21 protein-coding genes are annotated in these 18,400 nt (G+C 64.2%); 9 read left to right on the top strand and 12 right to left on the bottom strand.

Features of this window, described 5'->3' with window-relative positions; translation table 11 throughout:
* Nucleotides 1-43: 43 nt before the first annotated feature.
* On the top strand, nucleotides 44-1,657 hold the full coding sequence (locus R5O87_RS03495; protein ID WP_410557608.1) for an ATP-dependent DNA ligase: 1,614 nt from the start codon (nucleotides 44-46) through the stop codon (nucleotides 1,655-1,657).
* Nucleotides 1,658-1,687: 30 nt separating this feature from the next.
* Nucleotides 1,688-2,275, top strand: a complete 588-nt coding sequence (locus R5O87_RS03500) for a TMEM175 family protein (RefSeq protein WP_410557609.1) — start codon at nucleotides 1,688-1,690, stop codon at nucleotides 2,273-2,275.
* 76 nt (nucleotides 2,276-2,351) lie between these two features.
* On the opposite strand, the gene R5O87_RS03505 is transcribed toward R5O87_RS03500, so the two are convergent.
* Both R5O87_RS03505 and R5O87_RS03510 read right to left on the bottom strand, forming a co-directional pair.
* Complete coding sequence (locus R5O87_RS03505) at nucleotides 2,352-3,164, bottom strand: SDR family NAD(P)-dependent oxidoreductase (protein ID WP_410557610.1); 813 nt, start codon at nucleotides 3,162-3,164, stop codon at nucleotides 2,352-2,354.
* A gap of 327 nt (nucleotides 3,165-3,491) precedes the next feature.
* A complete protein-coding gene (locus R5O87_RS03510) occupies nucleotides 3,492-3,776 on the bottom strand; it encodes a hypothetical protein (protein WP_410557611.1) in 285 nt (94 codons plus the stop codon).
* A gap of 1,017 nt (nucleotides 3,777-4,793) precedes the next feature.
* On the opposite strand from R5O87_RS03510, the gene R5O87_RS03515 reads away from it, so the two are divergent.
* Together R5O87_RS03515 and R5O87_RS03520 are read left to right on the top strand one after the other, a co-directional pair.
* Nucleotides 4,794-5,516, top strand: a complete 723-nt coding sequence (locus tag R5O87_RS03515; RefSeq protein ID WP_410557612.1) for a hypothetical protein — start codon at nucleotides 4,794-4,796, stop codon at nucleotides 5,514-5,516.
* Between the two features lie 663 nt (nucleotides 5,517-6,179).
* On the top strand, nucleotides 6,180-6,929 hold the full coding sequence (locus R5O87_RS03520) for a dienelactone hydrolase family protein (protein ID WP_410557613.1): 750 nt from the start codon (nucleotides 6,180-6,182) through the stop codon (nucleotides 6,927-6,929).
* A gap of 197 nt (nucleotides 6,930-7,126) precedes the next feature.
* On the opposite strand, the gene R5O87_RS03525 is transcribed toward R5O87_RS03520, so the two are convergent.
* From R5O87_RS03525 to R5O87_RS03540, 4 genes are all read right to left on the bottom strand, one after another.
* Nucleotides 7,127-7,474 (bottom strand): hypothetical protein, encoded by a 348-nt coding sequence (locus tag R5O87_RS03525; protein ID WP_410557614.1) that lies wholly within the window; start codon nucleotides 7,472-7,474, stop codon nucleotides 7,127-7,129.
* A 90-nt stretch (nucleotides 7,475-7,564) separates the two neighbouring features.
* Nucleotides 7,565-7,708: a hypothetical protein gene (locus tag R5O87_RS03530; RefSeq protein WP_410557637.1), complete on the bottom strand. Its 144-nt coding sequence runs from the start codon at nucleotides 7,706-7,708 to the stop codon at nucleotides 7,565-7,567.
* 298 nt (nucleotides 7,709-8,006) lie between these two features.
* Nucleotides 8,007-9,041: an AAA family ATPase gene (locus R5O87_RS03535; protein WP_410557615.1), complete on the bottom strand. Its 1,035-nt coding sequence runs from the start codon at nucleotides 9,039-9,041 to the stop codon at nucleotides 8,007-8,009.
* Between the two features lie 138 nt (nucleotides 9,042-9,179).
* The gene (locus R5O87_RS03540) at nucleotides 9,180-9,683 is read right to left on the bottom strand and encodes an FBP domain-containing protein (protein ID WP_410557616.1); all 504 of its coding nucleotides are present in this window, start codon (nucleotides 9,681-9,683) and stop codon (nucleotides 9,180-9,182) included.
* Nucleotides 9,684-10,159: 476 nt separating this feature from the next.
* On the opposite strand from R5O87_RS03540, the gene R5O87_RS03545 reads away from it, so the two are divergent.
* The 3 genes from R5O87_RS03545 to R5O87_RS03555 all read left to right on the top strand — a co-directional run bounded on the left by R5O87_RS03545 (nucleotide 10,160) and on the right by R5O87_RS03555 (nucleotide 12,481).
* Complete coding sequence (locus tag R5O87_RS03545; RefSeq protein ID WP_410557617.1) at nucleotides 10,160-10,417, top strand: helix-turn-helix transcriptional regulator; 258 nt, start codon at nucleotides 10,160-10,162, stop codon at nucleotides 10,415-10,417.
* The gene (locus tag R5O87_RS03550) at nucleotides 10,414-11,664 is read left to right on the top strand and encodes a type II toxin-antitoxin system HipA family toxin (RefSeq protein ID WP_410557618.1); all 1,251 of its coding nucleotides are present in this window, start codon (nucleotides 10,414-10,416) and stop codon (nucleotides 11,662-11,664) included. The genes R5O87_RS03545 and R5O87_RS03550 overlap by 4 nt, the downstream gene beginning before the upstream one ends.
* Nucleotides 11,665-12,061: 397 nt before the next feature.
* Nucleotides 12,062-12,481: a hypothetical protein gene (locus R5O87_RS03555; protein ID WP_410557619.1), complete on the top strand. Its 420-nt coding sequence runs from the start codon at nucleotides 12,062-12,064 to the stop codon at nucleotides 12,479-12,481.
* 89 nt (nucleotides 12,482-12,570) lie between these two features.
* Here the strand turns inward: R5O87_RS03555 and R5O87_RS03560 are convergent, their stop codons facing one another.
* Complete coding sequence (locus tag R5O87_RS03560; RefSeq protein WP_410557620.1) at nucleotides 12,571-13,641, bottom strand: hypothetical protein; 1,071 nt, start codon at nucleotides 13,639-13,641, stop codon at nucleotides 12,571-12,573.
* Between the two features lie 989 nt (nucleotides 13,642-14,630).
* Between R5O87_RS03560 and R5O87_RS03565 the strand changes: the two genes are divergently transcribed.
* Nucleotides 14,631-15,053, top strand: a complete 423-nt coding sequence (locus tag R5O87_RS03565; protein ID WP_410557621.1) for a MarR family winged helix-turn-helix transcriptional regulator — start codon at nucleotides 14,631-14,633, stop codon at nucleotides 15,051-15,053.
* Nucleotides 15,054-15,168: 115 nt separating this feature from the next.
* On the opposite strand, the gene R5O87_RS03570 is transcribed toward R5O87_RS03565, so the two are convergent.
* From R5O87_RS03570 to R5O87_RS03590, 5 genes are all read right to left on the bottom strand, one after another.
* The gene (locus tag R5O87_RS03570) at nucleotides 15,169-15,555 is read right to left on the bottom strand and encodes a hypothetical protein (RefSeq protein ID WP_410557622.1); all 387 of its coding nucleotides are present in this window, start codon (nucleotides 15,553-15,555) and stop codon (nucleotides 15,169-15,171) included.
* A 171-nt stretch (nucleotides 15,556-15,726) separates the two neighbouring features.
* Nucleotides 15,727-15,894 carry a hypothetical protein gene (locus tag R5O87_RS03575; protein WP_410557623.1) on the bottom strand — a complete coding sequence of 56 codons (168 nt, stop codon included), beginning with the start codon at nucleotides 15,892-15,894 and terminating at the stop codon, nucleotides 15,727-15,729.
* Nucleotides 15,895-15,991: 97 nt separating this feature from the next.
* Entirely contained in the window at nucleotides 15,992-16,465 is a 474-nt protein-coding gene (locus R5O87_RS03580) for a hypothetical protein (protein WP_410557624.1), read from the bottom strand.
* Between the two features lie 324 nt (nucleotides 16,466-16,789).
* The gene (locus R5O87_RS03585; protein ID WP_462836378.1) at nucleotides 16,790-16,921 is read right to left on the bottom strand and encodes a hypothetical protein; all 132 of its coding nucleotides are present in this window, start codon (nucleotides 16,919-16,921) and stop codon (nucleotides 16,790-16,792) included.
* Nucleotides 16,921-17,757 carry a hypothetical protein gene (locus R5O87_RS03590; protein WP_462836379.1) on the bottom strand — a complete coding sequence of 279 codons (837 nt, stop codon included), beginning with the start codon at nucleotides 17,755-17,757 and terminating at the stop codon, nucleotides 16,921-16,923. Before R5O87_RS03590 ends, R5O87_RS03585 begins: the two co-directional genes overlap by 1 nt.
* Before the next feature lie 166 nt (nucleotides 17,758-17,923).
* On the opposite strand from R5O87_RS03590, the gene R5O87_RS03595 reads away from it, so the two are divergent.
* Nucleotides 17,924-18,193, top strand: a complete 270-nt coding sequence (locus R5O87_RS03595) for a hypothetical protein (RefSeq protein WP_410557627.1) — start codon at nucleotides 17,924-17,926, stop codon at nucleotides 18,191-18,193.
* The last annotated feature ends 207 nt before the right edge of the window (nucleotides 18,194-18,400 follow it).

The raw sequence follows: 18,400 nt of genomic DNA on the forward strand, positions 1-18,400 counted from the left end.
CCAAACCGCTGTCCATAGCCAGCAGCCGTGACAGACTGGTCCCATGCTGCTCGACGAGCTCGTGACGACCTTGGAAGCCGTCGCGGCCACCCGCTCCCGGCTCGCCAAAGTCAACGAACTGGCAGGCCTGCTGCTCCGGCTCGACCCCGGGGACATCCCGACGGCGGTCGGCTTGCTCACTGCCAAGCCTCGCCAGGGCCGAGTCGGGATCGGCTGGAGCGGCATGAGGGCGGCCAGGGGCGTGCCCGCTCCTGAGCCGAACCTCACTATCGCCCACCTCGACGCTGCGTTGGAACGGCTCCTGGCAGCCGGAGGCGCTGGCTCGACCGTGGAACGCGCCGCCACCCTACGGACTCTGATGGCGGAAGCCACCGGGCGGGAGCAGGCCTTCATCGCCGGCGTGCTGCTCGGAGAACTTCGCACCGGTGCACTCGAAGGCGTCCTGACGGATGCCGTTGCCCGCGCCGCCGGCCGGCCGGTCGAGGCCGTACGGCGCGCAGCGATGCTCTCCGGCGATCTCGGCGGGACCGCCCTACTGGCGATTACGGGCACCGCGGCGCAGCTTGACGCGGTCGGCCTCGTCGTCGGGCGTCCCGTGCAGCCCATGCTCGCCGCAACCGCGGCCAGTGCCGCCGAGGCGCTGGAGGCGACGGGGGAAGCGTCGGTGGAATACAAGCTCGACGGCGCACGCATCCAGGTGCACCGTGCCGGCGACGACGTGCGCATCTACACCCGCACCTTGGCCGAAGTGACCCATCGGCTGCCTGAGGTGGTGGAGGTGGTGCGCGGACTGCCCGTACACGATGTGATCCTCGACGGCGAGACCCTGGCCCTTGACGAGGACGGCGGGCCCCGGCCGTTCCAGGAGACGATGTCCCGGTTCGGGGCGAACACGGCGCGCACCACGCTGCTGCATCCGTGGTTCTTCGACGTGCTGCACATCGACGGGCGTGACCTGCTCGACGAGCCGCTGTCCACACGCATCGGCGTGCTCGAGCGCATCGCCCCCGGTCACCGCATCCCGGGGAAAATCACTGCGGACGCGGCTGTTGCCGAGGGAGTGTCACGCGATGCGCTGGCCGCCGGCCATGAGGGTGTGGTCGTGAAGGCGGTGGGCTCTGCCTACGCCGCCGGGCGGCGGGGGTCCAACTGGATAAAGGTGAAGCCGGTGCTCACCTACGACCTGGTGGTGCTCGCCTGTGAATGGGGGTCAGGACGGCGCACCGGGCTGCTGTCGAACCTGCACCTCGGAGCCCTGGACCCTGTTGGCGAGTTCGGCGAACCCGGCAGTTACGTGATGGTGGGCAAGACTTTCAAGGGCCTCACCGACGCGCTGCTGCAATGGCAGACTGACAGGTTCCAGGAATTGGAGGTGCGGCGCACGGCGGGTACGGTGTGGACCGAGCCGGTCACCGTCGTCGAGATCGCCATCGACGGCGTCCAGTACTCTCCCCGGTATCCGGGTGGAATCGCCCTTCGGTTCGCACGCGTCAAGCGCTACCGTGATGACAAGACGGCGGCGGAGGCCGACACCATCCAGACCTTGCGCGCTCTGCTCCCCACTCCACGGGGCAAAAAGGTATCGCAACCGCCGGCGGAGCCAGAAGCCGACGATCTTGACGTGCCGAGCTCTCCGGGCCTGGCTGAGGATCCTTAACTAGGATGTTGCCTGGATGGAGGGAAGCCGGTGAACAAGAACCGTCTGGAGGCGTTCAGTGATGGTGTGCTCGCCATCATCATCACAATCATGGTGCTGGAACTCCACGTCCCGGACGAACCGACCTGGCGTGGTTTGGGGTCCGTCCTGCCCACGTTCCTCAGCTACCTGCTCAGCTTCGTCTACGTCGGAATTTACTGGAACAATCACCACCACATGATCCATCTGGCAAGCCGGGTCAACGGCGCGATCCTCTGGGCCAATCTGCACTTGTTGTTCTGGCTTTCACTCATCCCGTTCACCACCCGCTGGATGGATGAGTCCGGCTTCGTGCAGGTCCCGGTGCTGACGTACGGGATCAACTTGCTGTGTGCCGCGATCGCATACTTCATCCTGGAACAGGCACTGATCCGCCAACAGGGCCACGATGGCCCCCTCGCGCAGGCACTTGGCCGGGACTGGAAAGGCAAAACGTCGCCACTGATTTACCTCGCAGGCCTTGGCCTGACCGCAGTCCAACCGCTGCTTGGGGTTGCGGCCTACACCATCGTGGCCCTGCTCTGGCTAATTCCTGACCGCCGGGTTGAGCACTTCGTCACCCGGGCCCACCGGGACTGACCCGCCCGGGGCTGCCCATGCTCCGGTACCTGAAGGAGCGTGACCTGACCTATCCCCTCCCCGCCTGAACAAGCCCTCAGATGTCAGCAAGTGTCAGCGCCGGCGGTGAGCTCCCGTCGACGTCCACGACACCGAACTCCTTCGCGACAGCGGCAGCAACGAGCACCTGGCCGGTCCGCGCCATGAGGTTCGGATCGTGGAACAGCGCGTTGATCACGCGGCCGATGAACTCAGGGCTTTCACTGGTCGAGATGTCGAACACGCCGCTTTTCGCCGCTGCGAGGACCGATTCGGTCCGAACCAGGCCGGGGTAGAGCGAGACAACCGGAATACCGAAGGGTTTCAGCTCCACGGCCATGTCGGAGGTCATCTTGTCCGTCGCCGCCTTGGCGATGCCATAGATCGTGTTGCCGAGGTGGCGCTGCGCCGCCCAGAAGCTGATGTTGACGATCAGGCCGCGGCGCCGCGGGGTCATCATGCGAGCCGCATGCGCCGAACACATAAAGGCAGTACGCACGCCAGCGTCCATCATCCCTGTCCAGCGGTGGGCTGGCTGCTCCCAGAACGGCGCAGCCCACGTGAACGTCCCGTCTTCGACCATCTTCTCGTACCCGCCCCAGGCGCAGTTGACGAGGAGGTCCAGGCCGCGATTCTCCGACCTGATCACGCCGAAGGCTTCCGCCGTCGCGTCGTCGTTGAGATGGTCGCAGCGCAGACGCCGTATCTCTCGCGGCAGATCAGCCTCGTCGATCGTGCGAGCGGAACCGTAAACGCGAAACCCCGAGGCCAGCAAGCTAAGGGCGACGCCGCGGCCCACGCCCCGGCTAGCACCGGTCACCAGCGCCACGTTCCCCGTCGACGCTTCTTCGTAGGGTAGATGGTTGGTCATGCCTGGTTGCCCCGCTTACCTCTCATTCGGCATGATAGGCCGGGCACGGCTCCTGGAACCAGCACGAAGAATCTTTCATTTCAGCCCACCTGCATGACCACGGAGACTGGTCCCGGCACCAGTGATCAAGAAGCAGCCGGACCTGCGGGGGTCAGCCTTCAGGTCCGGCTGCTTTTGCCCGTGCGGGCCTAGGAAATCCATTCCTCCACCGCCGAGGCACAACAATCATGGCGGCGGAAGCCTAGGAAAAGCTTGCGATCCTGGTTGCTCCGGCTGGACCACGAGCTGAGTTCCAGCCACGGTCGCATCTTGGACCCTGGGCACTGCTCACCCAGGAAGAGTGAAAAAGGCCTTCGGGTCGTCAGCACCGAGCAGGTCGTGATGGAAAACGATGGCATCCACCGGCCGGGTGCCGGAGAACAGGATCGCCGCCTCGCGGGAGTGGACCACGGTATACCGGGTAAGCTCCTCCACCCAGGAATGGATCCCGGTGTACTCCTCGACGTTGAACCCGTCACCGAGCAGGTCCCGCTCCTCGAGCAGGCCGTAGACAAGATTCCAGGCGAGATCCATCAGTTCGTGGATGGCCGCCTCAACCGTTGGAGCTGTCATGGCTCTATCGTCCTCCCGGGTACCGCCAGGATTGCGCGTACGGCGCGGTGTGTCTTGCAGGTGATCCAACTTGATCGGCACGGTAGGTGTTTTGAACTGCGGGGTTGTTTTGAACTGCGGGCCTGTCCACCATGGAATCGTGGGAATGCTGGACAGGCGGCACCGGATCGGACTTGCCCTGTGCCTGTTGATCCTTCTAAGCGGGACTGCGGGGTGCGTCTATGAATACCCGGAGCCCGGAAACACCCAAACATCTGTCCCCAAACCCGTGCACACCCCAGCCCCTGACCGAACGCCGGCAGCGGCGCTGCGTAAGCCCTACACCGATCCTCAGGTCCTGGAACGGGAGGCCAAAAACTACGCTGAGCTCGACCGGCTGCTAACTGCAGTGCCGGGGCCCGTCCTTCTTTTTGAGGAGGGGCCACTTGATGGCCCGCTCAGGGGCTTTGGAACGACGGCGAACGTGCCAGCAGCCGCGCTGTACACCGTCACTGCAGCGTGTGTTGGTGCTTCCGGCGCAAAGGTCGCCATTGGACAGGAGCATCCCGGCGCCCCCTTTCGGCCGATGGAGCTCGCTCTGGATTGCGCCGGGACCAGTTCACAGATCATTGCAGTTCAGCAGGGATACCTTTTCGCTCACCTGCTGCTGCCCCGCCCGGGTGATACGCCATGGACAGGGGCAGTGGGCGGAGTCCGTGTGACGGGACCACTGCTCCCCCAGTCAACCGTGCGGCGTAGCCAGCAAGGGTTCCTGCTTTGAGGCCGGCGCCGCTTCCACCGATGAATAGGGACATAACTGCGGAGTGGGTTTGGAGAAAGTCTTTGCCTGCCCCGAAGGGGCGAAGAACCGAACGTGTTAGATGCAGGATCAAACATTCGGATGGCGCCAATCGCATGAATCTTTGTGGGCAGTTTCGAGGCCCTGCCGTTCTGGGTTGCACCTGGGATTCGACTGACCAGATAGACCGCAGGTTAACCCTTTGTAACTACTTGGGCTCACTTAGCTGGGAGCAAACTGTGAGTGATACCGTCGTCCTTGGTTGGACATTGGGGATTTCAGCAGTCATCGCGTGGGATCTGGTATCACGATCGTCACGCGAATTTCATAATTCGTCTCAGGGGGGACAAATGAAGAAGTATATTGCAGCGCTTGCATTTGCAGGAATAATCGCACTGACTGGCACCGCTCCGGCCGTGGCAGCCACCTACCCGGCGCCGGGCGATGAGAACGGAATCGTTTCCGACGGCACCATAGCCCGCGGCGAATCCATCACTTTCTCCGGCAGCGGCTACATCGCCGGTGAAACCATCAACATTACGTTCCGGCGGACCGGCGGCCAGAAGAATTCGGAAGGCCAGCGGCCCGCCCCGTCCAACTTCAGCGTCACCGCTGGCCGCACCGGCGCTTTCTCGACCACCATTACCTTCCCTGACAGTGGAAACTACATGATCAGCGCCGTCGGCGCCACGTCCGGCACAACGCGCTCGGCAGCCGTGGTTGTCAATGCCGGCAACGGCGGCGGCAACAACAACGGCGGCGGCAACCACGGCAACCGCAACGGCAAGGGAAATTCCGATTTCGCTGCTGTTTCCAGCGTTACCGCAACCGGTCATGCCAACACCGGTGCCGATTCCAACCTGGTCCTGTGGTCGCTGGTCGGCGCAGGCGCTCTGGCCGCCAGTGCAGCATCCGCAGCGGTGGTTCGCCGCCGCGCCAAGGATGCTGAAGCCAAGGCCTAGGCTCCAGGCAAGTAACGTCGCATCACAGGGGGCAGGTGCTTCTCCTGGAAACTGGAAAAGCACCTGCCCTTTGCTTTGACCAATCCGATGGAGAGGCTTGCTCTTGCGCCGGCCCCGATGCTCGCGCGTCCACCAAGCGCACATGGTGGCTGTGAGTCGGCGGTTTGATCGTGGCGGCGTGGAGGTACGCGGCTGTCAATCCTCCAGTATTAGGGCCGGAGAAATCGGTGCCGCGCCGGCGGCCTGTCGGCTCAGCCACGTCGACGCAGGGACCGTTGTCGGTGCAGACTTCGGTCAGCGTTTGAAGTGCCGGCTATGGCCCGGCGTGGGATTGTTCCGGTTGCTCCGCACGGGGCGGCCACGGTGCAGGCACTCCGGTGAACGGTGAACTGCTTCGTCACCACCCGGAACCGAACATGTGACCATCAGCATCCCCAGCGCCTTGGGAGCCGCGGTTCTAAAGGGCTCCGCCTCCCAGGAGGAATCCCGGGACACCAATCGTGATCCTGACGGGTCCGCCGTACTGCTGGCCACCATCAAAGGCCCGCTGTACCTGGTCGCTGACATGGAGGCAGCGACCGCTCCCGGGTCCAAACACTGCACCGTGAACTCTCCAACCCCGATCACGACTTCCGCACTCCTGAGCTCCGGTAGTGTGGGCCCATGCCCATCGAAATCCCTGCCGCAGAAGGCACCGCGGAGGCCCTCGTGGCCCGGCCATCGACCGCAACCGGCCCTGTTCCGGGCGTCATCCTCTACATGGACGCCTTCGGCCTGCGTCCCCGGATCCAGGAGATGGCCCAGCGCATCGCCGACTGGGGTTACGTGGTTCTGGCGCCGAACGTTTTCTACCGTGAAGGGTCTGTGGCCGAGCTCGTGCCACCCGGGGACATGTCCACCCAGGAAGGCAGGGAGGCTGCAGGCAAGGCCGCCTTCCCCCGGGTTGGCCGCCTGACCCCGGACAAGGCCCTGCCGGACATCGATGCATGGGTGTCCGCGCTGGCCGGGCTCGACCGCGTAGCTCCCGGTCCTATCGGGACGACCGGTTACTGTATGGGCGCCCGGCTGGCTGTCCGCACCGCAACCGCACACCCGGACGCGGTGGCAGCGTGCGGCGGCTTCCACGGCGGCGGCCTGGCCACGGACGAGCCGGACAGCCCGCATCTCAAACTGAGCGACGCACGGGCCCGGTTCGTATTCGGCCACGCGGACCATGACCGCAGCATGGCACCCGACGCCGTCGCCCGGCTCGGCGACGCCCTCCAGGCCGCCGGGCTTGAGGGGTCCAACGAAATCTATAGGGGGGCGCCCCACGGCTACACCATGGCCGACACCTCCGCCTTCCACCCCGAAGCCACCGAACGGCACTTCCAGGAGCTGCGGGCTCTACTGGACGCAACGCTGAAGGGCTGAACTCCCCGGCGCCGCCCGCAGCCGAATTGCCAATTCGAATCGCTGGCCCGTGGACAGCCAGGAACGACAACCGGTCGATCAGCGAGTCAAATAAGGGGCCACCGGACCACCAAGCAAGCGGACGACGGCGGGACTACCCGCCGTCGTCCGCTGCCTTTACAGGGCCCTCCATCGCGCCCCTGCGTGTGCCACTCGGCTTAGGCGGCGAGCGGCAGGTCGAACAGTTGCTCAGCAAGCCTGATCAGGTGGCGGGGCACGTCGGCATCTTCACCCGGTTGTCCGTCGCCCAGGAACAGAGCGGTGCCGTGGAGGGTCTCCTCGACATTGATGCCGGCTTCGCGGATGAGAACTTCGGCACGGAGGTTCTGGGCGGCGATCCGGTTCGTTTCGCTGTCCAGGTAGACGTGCCAGTCAGGGCCGGCGATGACGCCGACCTCCCCGGTGGCCACCCGCCGAAGTGCTGTGGTGTCCAGTTCAACAGATCTGATGTGCACCGGGTGGGCGAGGCGGGCCGGGATAACGAGGGCGGTGCAGGGGGTATTCATGGTCCAGTCCTTGAAACGTCGGTTCGCGGTGTGGAGCGGGCGGCCGGCGGGCCGGGCTAGGAGTCCCGGAGCTGGCCGCCCGCTGGCAGGTCAGCGCTGGTTTTTGCGCGGTTTTACAAAATTCAATTCGCTATTTTCAGTTTTGGCTCTTTTTTCGGCCCGCTTCTCCAGAATGGATTTGCCGACCTTTTTAGCGGTGCCGCTTTTGGGAGATTTTCCGGACATCGGAATCACGCCTTTCTCTGCTTGCGTTACCCGATACCATACCTACTTTTATTTTTTTAGCCAGTCCAGCAGAAACGCCGTCTCGGCGGGCCACGCCGCGGCAGCAAAGGCTGAGGAGGTTGACCAGCTCCGTTAAGCAGTCTTTTCAGGGTTTTGGGCGATGAACCTTTTCGAGTTTCTTTCGGCTAAAGCTTGTTATCGCAAAACTTAATGCAACAAGGTCAGGCTGAATCGCAAGGTACTGCCTTTTTAGTCTCGGGGTTCCAAAGTTCCCGCAAGCCCACCAGACGGTGACAGCCGCCGCAGATCAGACCAGCCAGCGCCACCAGCGTGGCTGCTCCGGTTCCGGCGCTGGTTCCGGCTCCGGCTCCTCGCCCAATGCCCGCGCGGCCTCGGCGATGTCGTCCGCGGTGAGCGTCATGACGGCCTCACGATCGAGCGCATCGAGACTTTGTTCCCCGTTGAGCGACAGCCGCAGCGCCTGGCGGTTGAGCGCCTGCTCGAAAAGCGTGCGGGCGAACCGTGCGTTGCCGGAGTCCTCGCCCGTGTGTAGCCCGGTGAGAATACGGCGCAGCATCTGGTCCGCACCCGGCTCCAGCGTGTACTCGTGCTGGGCCAGCATCTGGTGGAAGATCGTCTGGAGTGCGTCGACGGAGTAGTCGGGGAACGTGATCTCGCGGGCGAAGCGGGAACGCAGTCCGGGGTTCGAGAGCAAGAAGGACTCCATCAACCGCGGGTATCCGGCCACGATCACGACCAGGCGGTGCCGGTGGTCCTCCATCCGCTTGAGCAGGACCTCGATCGCCTCGGGGCCGAAGTCCGTCCGGCCGTCCTCCGGGGCCAGCGCGTAGGCCTCGTCGATGAACAGGACGCCGTCCAGCGCACGCCGGATCACCCGGTCCGTCTTGATGGCGGTCGAGCCGACGTACTGCCCCACCAGGCCCGAACGGTCGACCTCGACCAGGTGGCCTTTCTGCAGCAGACCGACCGCGCGGTACATCTCCGCCAGGAGTCGCGCCACGGTGGTCTTTCCCGTGCCCGGGTTTCCGAGGAACACCAGATGCTGTGATGTGGCCACCTCCGGCAGGCCGTGCGCCTTACGGCGGGCCTGGACCTGGAGCAGTGCGACGAGGGCCCGCACCTGTTCCTTTACGGTCTCCAGTCCGACCAGCGCGTCGAGCTCGGCCTGCACCTCGGACAGCGGCCGGGCCGGCGCGGGCCTCGCGCCGATGAGATCCCCTACCAGGTCGTCGACCCGCTCCGAACCGGGCAGCCTGAGCTGATCGGCCAGATGGCCGATGGTTTCACGCAGGTCGTCGAGCGGATGGCGGCTGGAAGCCATGCATCCACTGTAGTACTCGATTTCCCTGCTGGGGTGGGGCCGTGCTTTCGGTGCTTGGCGTAGGCAAACCCAACGGGCCGGCCCATCGCGTCATTTCGAGCGTTCACAACGATGCGATCAGTGGCATACCTGGGTGTACTACCGTTTGGAACCGTTCCGGACGCGCTGTACGAACCTTGCCGTCCTCACCTCAAGGCCAGCGATTTGTTGGAGAACGACGGCGGCAGGGTCCGGATTGATCTCGTTGACGGGCGGCTCCTTGCGCACATTGACGCTGCAACCAAACTCGGCGCAAATCAGCGTGCCGACGGTATTGCCGTCTTTGCCGGATTGCCCTGCCCTCTTGGCGACCCAGAGGTAGACGTCATCCTTGGAGAAGACGTCCCGACACAGTTCACAGAGGACAGCGCGCTTCTTCCCCGAGGCTCCTTCGGGCGCCCGGAGCATGATGCCCATAGGCTTTCCGTTTTGGGGCAGCACGAGATAACCCCGCTGGGGCATCTTCTCGTCGCGCCAGCCCAGGAACTCAAGCGAATCCCACTCAATCGACTCGAAGTTGCGGGGGAGATTGAGTTTCGCGGCCTCCGAGCGGCTGGCGTTGATAAAGGATGAGCGAATTTGTTGAGCAGTGACTTTCTGCATGGCAAAGCTTCTTTCGGAAGTGACGGAGCGCGCGGCTAAGGCGCGCGGAATGGCTCGGAGCGTCGGCCGAAAGGGCGATGGGCACCACATTTTAACCCCACACAGGAGGGTTGAACGTGTGGTGCCTAGGAACGTGCCGACGCGCGGGGGCGTGCCAAGCAGGCCAAAGCGGCCACCTCGCCAACCATGGCAGCGGCAACTGAAGCGGTGCGCATGCTCATCCCTCGTCGTTTTCTTGGAACGGACCCTGCCGAAAGTGGGAGTCCGCTGCCAATTATCCCAAACTTCTCCTGCAACTGTCCAGCAGACGGCCGCCGGCAGAAAAGGTGACGGCTGTGAAGCTCGGAAGGGCCGTGCACACTGAAGCTCAGGCCGCTAATCGAAGGGGCAAATGTCCGGAATATCGAACATTCTGAGCCATCGCGGGAAAGTGCGATATTTTGAACATTTACTCAAGAAGGCCATATGATCGATATATGGAACATGAAGAGGCGACACCGTTCTACAGGGCTGTGGACGCACCCTCGCTGGGCCGGGCCATCAGCGACGCGCGCAAAGAAGCCGGCCTGACCCAGCAGGACCTGGCCGTCCGGCTCAAGGTCACCCGCGGAACCATTGTCAGGCTGGAGCGGGGAGATGCGGTGTCCATGGTCGTTGCCATGCAGGCCATCAGGACCCTGGGCCGTGATGTCGCCCTGGTGCCGCGGTTCTCGAAGCTTCAGGTCCGGCCGTGAGTGCCCGGAAGAGCTTGGACGTCTTCCTCCGTGGAGAGCGGATCGGTGAGCTGAAAGGCAGCGGACTTCGCCTGTCCTTTCAGTACGCCCGCTCGGTGCTGGCCGAGTACGGTGCCGGCTCCATCCTGCTCTCACTCTCCTTACCTGTGACCAGAAACCGGATTGACGGCCCGGAAGTGTACGACTTCTTCGACGGGCTCCTACCTGAAGGCCAGGTGCGGTCCCATATCGCCAAGGAAAATGGGCTGTCCACCCCGGACGCCTTCGGCCTGTTGCGCGTACTCGGCGCCGACTGCGCCGGCGCGGTCCAAATCCTGCCGCCCGGCGAGTCGCCCGACGTACCCGGGGCCGCCATACCCATGACCGGCGAAGAGGTCACGACGGCAGTGGAGTCCCTGCCAACCTGGGACCTGCCCGATGACTTCCTCATCACCGCATCCCTCGGCGGAGTGCAGTCCAAGGTGTTGCTGACCCGCCACGGCGACGGCTGGGCATGGCCTGGCCGCGGGGCCGTGTCCACCCACATCATCAAACCGGAACCCCTGGACGCCACCATCCCGGACCTCGTGGCCTCCGAAGACTGGGCGATGCGGACTGCAGCGGCCGCCGGAATACCCGCCGCCACGGCACACCTGCAGATGTTCGGTAGCCGGCAGGCCATCGTCGTCGACCGCTTCGATCGGAGCCCGGACGGCAGCCGGCTCCATCAGGAGGACTTCACCCAGGCACTCGCCCTAGCAAGCGAAGCGAAATACGAAGGCACCTCGGCCCCTCCGTCCCGGCTGACCCGGCTCGTCACCGCAGCCGCCCCGCACACCCGCGACGACGCCGCGTTCCGCAGGGACCTGCTGCGGGCTGTCACCTTCAATCTGGTCATCGGCAACGGAGACGCGCACTCCAAGAACTACTCGCTCATCCTGCGGGACGGCGGCGAGGTGCTTCTCGCCCCGCTCTATGACGTGGCACCAACCCTGCTCCTTTACGCACCCAGCAACAACGCCGGCCACGCCATCTCCGGCCAGGTCCGGCTCGGCTACATCACGCTGGAACATCTCGTACGGGAAGGGGCAGCCTGGGGCATGGACGAGGACGACGCACGGCAAACCGCGGTGTCGGCGTTGGAAGCTGTTGCTGCGGCCGCCGCTGGCTCCGGCGCCCCGGAACAGCTGGACTTCCTCCGCGAGCTCATGCCTGCACGGGTCAGCGACCTACTCAACGGCGGTACCGCCCGGCGGGCACTGCCGTAGCCATCGAGGCGCGGCGTCTCCCGGAGTCGTAACTGGACCAAAGGCAAGCCGCTCTCCCCTGTGATGGCGACATCCCTTCAGCCGCCGGCGATTTGACCCCTCAAGTAAGTGGTCACCCTGGCCAGGCTTCGGGAATTTCCAATGGTGCAGCGACAAAATCATCCAAGGGCGCCAAGCAAGCCCCAGAGCGCATTGGCTGCGGGCATGTATGCAGCTGCCGCCGGGGCCTGCACTTTCTTGATCCCATACTGCGCATTTGCTGTGCCACCCTTGATGGCGACGGTCCATTCTGGCCTGCAAGGAAGCAGATCATCGAGCCGACAGCAGCCGACATGGCACGGCCGTCCGGCGGTTCGGGCCGTGGAGCACCCGGCGGGTGCAGGGAGGGAGTCGCGCAATGCGCAGGGGGAAACGGCTGGATGAGAGAGCAAGGACGCTGGATGCACAGCACCTCCAGAAACTAGCGGACGAGGCATCCCCGGAGGCGGCAGACTCCTACACCGCGGAGTACCTGACACTCCTCCCCCGCTACGTGAAACGAATCGTGCGCACCGTCGGCGCCCAGGACAACGATCTGGTGCTGGATGCCTCACGGAGCCTGAAGACGAAATCGTGGCTGGCCGGGGCGCTAAGAATGAACCAGCTGTGCAGCGAACTCGAACTGGCCCTGGCGCTGGCTGACTGGGACGCTGCAACCGCCGTCGCACGGGACATCGAGCTCCACCTTCCGCACCTGCAGAAAGCCCTCGGGGACGTCCCGCACCTTGCACGCGGCACCCGGCGGCCGAGGACGCTCCAGACCGCCATGGCCTCCTGATCCCCTGGATAATTCACCGCTTATCGCGATCAGCATCAGCGTCGGGCGACGCCCTGATGCGCCCGGTGAGCTGACGCCGTCGTTGCGAACTAGCGGTGGAGGCTTGTTCCGCGGTCCTGCCGTGCAGGCACACCAAGGACCAGAACGGTCATGAAAGACAGAACGGAGGAGACGATCACGACGCCGTTGATCAACTCGGGCGACCACTGAACATGCCAGAGGACTTCTATCGCGAGAAGCTGACCGGGCCACAGCAACAACGGCAGCAGCGCGGCCAGGATTAACTCCTGAAGCCGCAGCCGTGCGCCCCGCCGCCGCAGGCCAGCCAGGACGAGCTCAGCCACCGCACCCGCGACGGCACCGGCCCCCATCACCCAGGGATTTGTGAAGTCATACAGCACCTCGCCCAGTACGGCCAGTGACGTGACCAGGAAAAACACCGCCCCGGGCGGCACGATGCCGAGGCGGAGCATGAACGTCAGCGGCACAACGATGACCAACGACGTCACCACGTAGCTGGCCAAACCGGCCGATGCCATGGCGTCAGACGCGATATGCTCGGCACTGCCTTCGGCCGCGTTGCTCAAAGGGTACGCTGGCTGGTCGGCAAGGAACCCGGAAATGTAGCTCAGGGCAAACGCCACGATGCCGGCGATGGCCGTCACGGACAACGCGGAGGCGACGGCTGCCAACGGCCCGGGCGAACCGGCACGGCCCCGGACGGCGCGGACCGGTCCCGAGAAGAGCAGCGACCCGCCGGCAAACAGCACAAGATGGGTCGGACTGAGGAGCGCATCAAGGCCGGATTCGATGCCAAACACCTCGTGCCAGACCATATCGGCGACCCCGCCGACGCCGAAAATCACTGCGCCTGCCACCGCCGGCCCGTAGCCTGTAGGAACCACGGCAAAGCGACCCGCTCCCTGCCGCCGTGCCGTCATCCTGGACAGCACAGCCAGCCATCCCACGAGCAGAAGCAATCCCCCGTAGAGAAAGGCGTGCCAGGGCGTGAAGAACGAGTCCGGCAGGCCCAGGACATGGGCCCGGCCGTCAAAATAGAGAGCCGTCACGATCACCCACGCCAAAAGTGAGGACACCAGATCCTCGTGCGGCAGCGAAACCGGAATCGCTCGTGCGGCGACCTGAACACGGCCTGACACTGTTAGCGCACCTGGCAACCGGACTTTCATATCTATACCGCCTCCCGCTGGCTATGCCTGCGAAAAGGTCCCGCAGGAATCCAGCACCGTCAAGATGCACCCGCCAAGGGCATTCGTCAATATGCCTGAGGCCAGGGTGCGGATTCGCCCGCCGTGAAAAGCCCGCGTATCAGTCATGGCGTGCTCGAGAGTGTGGAGTCGACGGCGGACTGGGTTAGGAAGCCAGGTCCCGGAGGGCGGACGGATGGTCCGCCGCCGTCGACCAGTTCAAGTATGCATCCGGTTCCTTGGAAGAACTTTGGAATGCCTTGGATCGGCAGCCCGAGGAGACTGGTCCGCCGGTGCCTGGGTGAAAGTATTTTGTCCGGACCATGCTCATCGGACGGATGGGTGGGTAAACTCGCCGCGTGCCCGTCACACGCAATGTCGCCTGGGACGGGCGCTTTGGAGTCCTACAAAGGCAGAGACACGAGACAAGAGGCGTCGACCACCGCGAAGTTCGCCCATAATCCAAAAGGTCACCCTGGGCAAGGTCGCTGACCCGTCCCGCGGTGGACTAGCAGGCTACCGGCGCCGGCGAAGCCGAGGGCAGCGACGCTGGCGCCGGCCCCCAGGAAGTTGCGGCGAGAGACCGGAGTGGACATGAGCCTGCTCCTTGGAGAGAAGGTATGCCTACCAACGGGAAGCAACGGACAGACGTCATGCCTGCCCAAGGTCCTTCCGCAGTTATGTCAACGACCAGGCCTTAATCCTGCCCAGCAATAGCAGGGCAGGAACCTTGGCGCAGATGTGAACGCCCGTTGCCGTGAATCACCTCGGATGATCATGTGCACTGCCGGTGTGCGGTTCAGGGCCACCGGGCCGTACAGCTCTTCCTCAGCTAGGGGCCGCCGACGATGCTTGTCTCCAGCGTAGCGAGGGTAAAGGATCGCCAACCGCTAACTTCCGCTCTGCTGCTTGCAGGCGTGAGGGGCACCTGCCACGATGACATGGTGATCAGACCTGTCGGATATTGGGTCAAGCGGCTGGATGGGGCGCTGGAGGCATTACTGGATGCCACTCTCGCCCAGCTCCGCCTCACCAGGCGGCAGTGGCAGGTCCTTAACACGCTCAGTACTGGCCCGGCCACGCCAACAGAACTGGGCGATGCCTTACGCCCGTTCAGCCTGGCAGACGGCACAGGTGCACATGAACGGGACATGGCGTCGCTTGTTCAAAGACAGCTGGTGTTCCTGCAGGACGGTCTCCTTGCGCTGACCGCGCCGGGCACTGCATTGCACGCGAAAGCAAACCGGCTTGTCGAGGCGGCGCGGGAAGACCTCACAGCAGGTGTTGGAGCCGATGAGTACGCCATCGCCGTCAGCGTCCTCGAGCGCATGTGCAACAACGCAGGACGCATCATCGCGCGCTGACGGGGAAGAGTCCTGCCTCCGTAACCACAGTGGTGGACAAGGTTCTCCACGACTTATCGAGACGAAGTGCGCGCGCCGTGCCGGCACGCATCGCAGACAGGCCGGATGCGCGAGGCTATATAGCGCTTGACTCTCCGCTTGAGCCTGACGAAGTGTACCACTCCCATACGCCGTCCTCGGTGATGCTCCCGCTCATTGCACCGAACATCCAGGGAGTAATGCCCGTGGGATCACCGCCGGCCCTCACGAACTCGGCACGCTTCTTACGGGCGACTTTGAAGTGTCCGGGGAGGTAAAAAGCAAGCCCGAGGCCGCAGCCAAGCACGAAGAACAGGACCGACAGGATGCCGTATGGTCGCCCGAGGATCAGGTTGCTCAGGAACACGTATCCAACCGCAAACGCCACTCCAAAGAAGAGAGTCCAAAACACGGTCCAAAATCCGGCCCAGAACTGGAGGCTTCTGTTGCTGGGTCGCCGGTTAGGGTCGTTGTTGCGCTGCACGCCAGGAGTCTGTCCCGGGGAACCTGAGTGGTTAGTTCGCTTCACAGGAGCAGTCTAAACGGGCATGCAAAGCCGAAGCACCAGGAAGGTGTCCTGGCGAACAAGAGCCGGAACCAGCATGCTGTCGGCTCCGGGTGTCCACGAACAGAACAGCCGCAGTAGGCCCCAGCTTCACCCTGCGGCCGGTCCGGCCCACGCGCTGAAGTTGCCGCCACCAGGGCCGCCGCGGTCGTCATCTTTGCCGCACCGCAGGCAGCGCTTGTAGAGGCTTCCGTCTTCTGTGTGTTCGACGTGCCATTCGTGGCGAATATTCAGCTTGCACATCAGGGCCTGAATCATGACTTTCTCCGCTCCGAGTGTGCCGCCAGCCCCGGCAATCTAATAATGGCCTTGGTACCTCGGCCGGGTGAAGTGGCCAGCCCTGGAACTGTGCTTCTCAGCCGGCGGGCGCACAGAGCCTGTCCAGGGTCTCATTGAGGGAGGACTCGACCTGACCGTTGAGAAGCTCACGCTTGTTCTGGTTCGACGGGTCCTCCGACTCGCTGGGTATGGGTGGCGTGGTGGCGGTCATTGCGGCTTGGTAGCGCCCGTCAGCGCTGCTGACCGTTACCGTTTGGTAGTCCCAGAACATGCCCCGGGCCTGGTGCCGCGACTTGATCGTGCATCCGTCCGAGTGCTCGAGGTCGCGCCCGCCGTAGGCCTTGGACCATTCCCCGTCGGGCCACCTGATTTGTACGACGGCGGCCACAGCACCCTCATCCATGAACAGCTGGACCTGCTTCTCCAAGGGAGCAAAGGGATTAGGCGAGCTTGCTGACGGTGCAGGTTCGGCTGTGGTGTAGGTACAGCCGGTGACAGCAAGGACGACGGCGAAGACAGCCCGTCTCCAGCCGTGGTTCGTCGTGCTCATTTGCGGGCCGTCCGCTCGGGACGAGATGACAGGTTCATGGCCGCTTGCGGCACCTCATTCGGCCAGACCTGCGACGGCACAGTCGCCCCAGCACCTCAATCGTAAGGCGGGCTCCCCGGATGGGGAAGCAGTCCTGCTCGCACCTGCCGACGTACCTAGGAAACGCCGAAGAAGGACTTCGGGTCGTCAGGGCCGACCAGGTGGTGGATCGCGATGGCGTCCATCGGCCGGGAGCCCGTATGGGGTAAATTCGCTCGTTGGCAATGCGCGGTGACCGAGCCCCCTGTCCCCCACCGCTCGGGCCCGCCACATGAGGGGATGGCTTCAGATCCAGTCGTCTGAGACGCCCGGGGCTGAGCCGTGCCGGTGCACCGCGACCATCTGGGCGGCGCTCATCCCCCTGAGGTACCCCTCGCCTGCCTGCGCGGCGGTGATCCCTGCGTCGAGGAGCCTCATCAGGTCGTGCTCGTCCGGCAAGGCTGACAGCCTTGCCGTCCGCGAGGCCCCGGCCAAGACCTGCGCCCGAACAGAATCAGGCGACGCTCGACGTCGAGACTGCGCCTTTCGCCGTGGGCGGCATGCGAGAGGCTGTTGGCAAGCCTCATAGTGCTGGCATCCAGGGGGATCTGCGCGGCGAATTCGCCGCCGTGCCGTACAGCGAGCCGGTACACGCCTGTTTTGACTTCGTTCGGGGTCGCCGGGCCGATCCCGAAATGCTCGATCCAGCCGCTGATGTCCTCGGCCCGGACTAGCTGGTCTGCGGCCAACTTCAGGCTGGACAGCAGCCCACTCAAAGTACCTTCGTCATCCTCGGCGTCGAGAAACCGCGAGATGCCTATCTGGAGGATGTCTCGCAGATCAATCCTGCGCTCCTGCACGGCGGCCCAGACCGTCTTGTTCCTCCGGAGCTTGCCGAGCAGGTCCTCCCCCAGCTTCTCCCCGAAGCCCTCCGGGTCCTCATAGAAGGACAGCGGGGAGTGCTGGAAGCGGTCGAGCACCTCCGAAGGCATCGCCGCACAGCGGAGCGCGGCCTCCGCGGCGTCGTGGTTGTCCTCCACGAGATCCTCGAGCCCTTGCGCTTCAAGGAACGCGACGGCCTCATCCGCCGTGGTGATCCCCGCGTCTAATAAAGCCACGGCAGTCTCCGGGGACGCAACGCAGAGGACCTCGCAGAAGTTGTAGGGAGTGGCCGTGAACTCGAACTCGGCCTTGCGCCCCCCGCGGCCCGTCCGCCTGCCGAGGGCGTCCAGCAGGTTATTGCCACTCGGGAGGTCGCGAGCATACGTCTCCACGACGCGGCGGTGCACATCGTAAGACGGAGCGTCCGGGAACCTTCTCCCCGGCACAGGATCACTGTCCATAAGTCCGAGACTAGACCCTTCCCGCACCCTCAGAGGTCTCGTCCCGGCCGGCCAATTGCCGATTCTCATCTGGCCTCTCTTGGCTTTAAAATTGGGCATGGTTTACCTTGTCGTTTTCGCCCTCGTCGTGATAACGGCCGTTCTCTGGCTTATCTTCACCATCGCCCGCGGCATTTTCAGACTCCTATCCTCGGCCATCGAGGTCTTAGGAACCGAACGGCCGAAAAAAGGCCTCCCGTCCGCACCAGCCCCCAGCCCCGGGATCTATGTCCGCTGGACGCCCGCACGCCGCTATGAGGCGGCCCGCGACTTGGCTGACTGGCAGATCCGGTTCGACGCTACGCTTTCGGGTGTCAGCTCAGACTGATCCAGGCCCGAGCGCTCTAACGCCGCCCGCACCCTCCAGGGGAATTCTTCAATAGCGCTTGGGCTGGGAGGCGGATCAGCCCACAGCTGAGCCACCGTGAAAGACCCACGTACGAGTCAGGACGCGCTCGAGACTGTGGAGTCGACGGCGGACTGGGTTAGGAAGCCAGGTCCCGGAGGGTGGATCGGTGGCCCACCGGTGTCGACC

It is taken from the genome of Arthrobacter globiformis (genome assembly GCF_046536215.2).
Taxonomy (GTDB): Bacteria; Actinomycetota; Actinomycetes; order Actinomycetales; family Micrococcaceae; genus Arthrobacter; species Arthrobacter globiformis_E.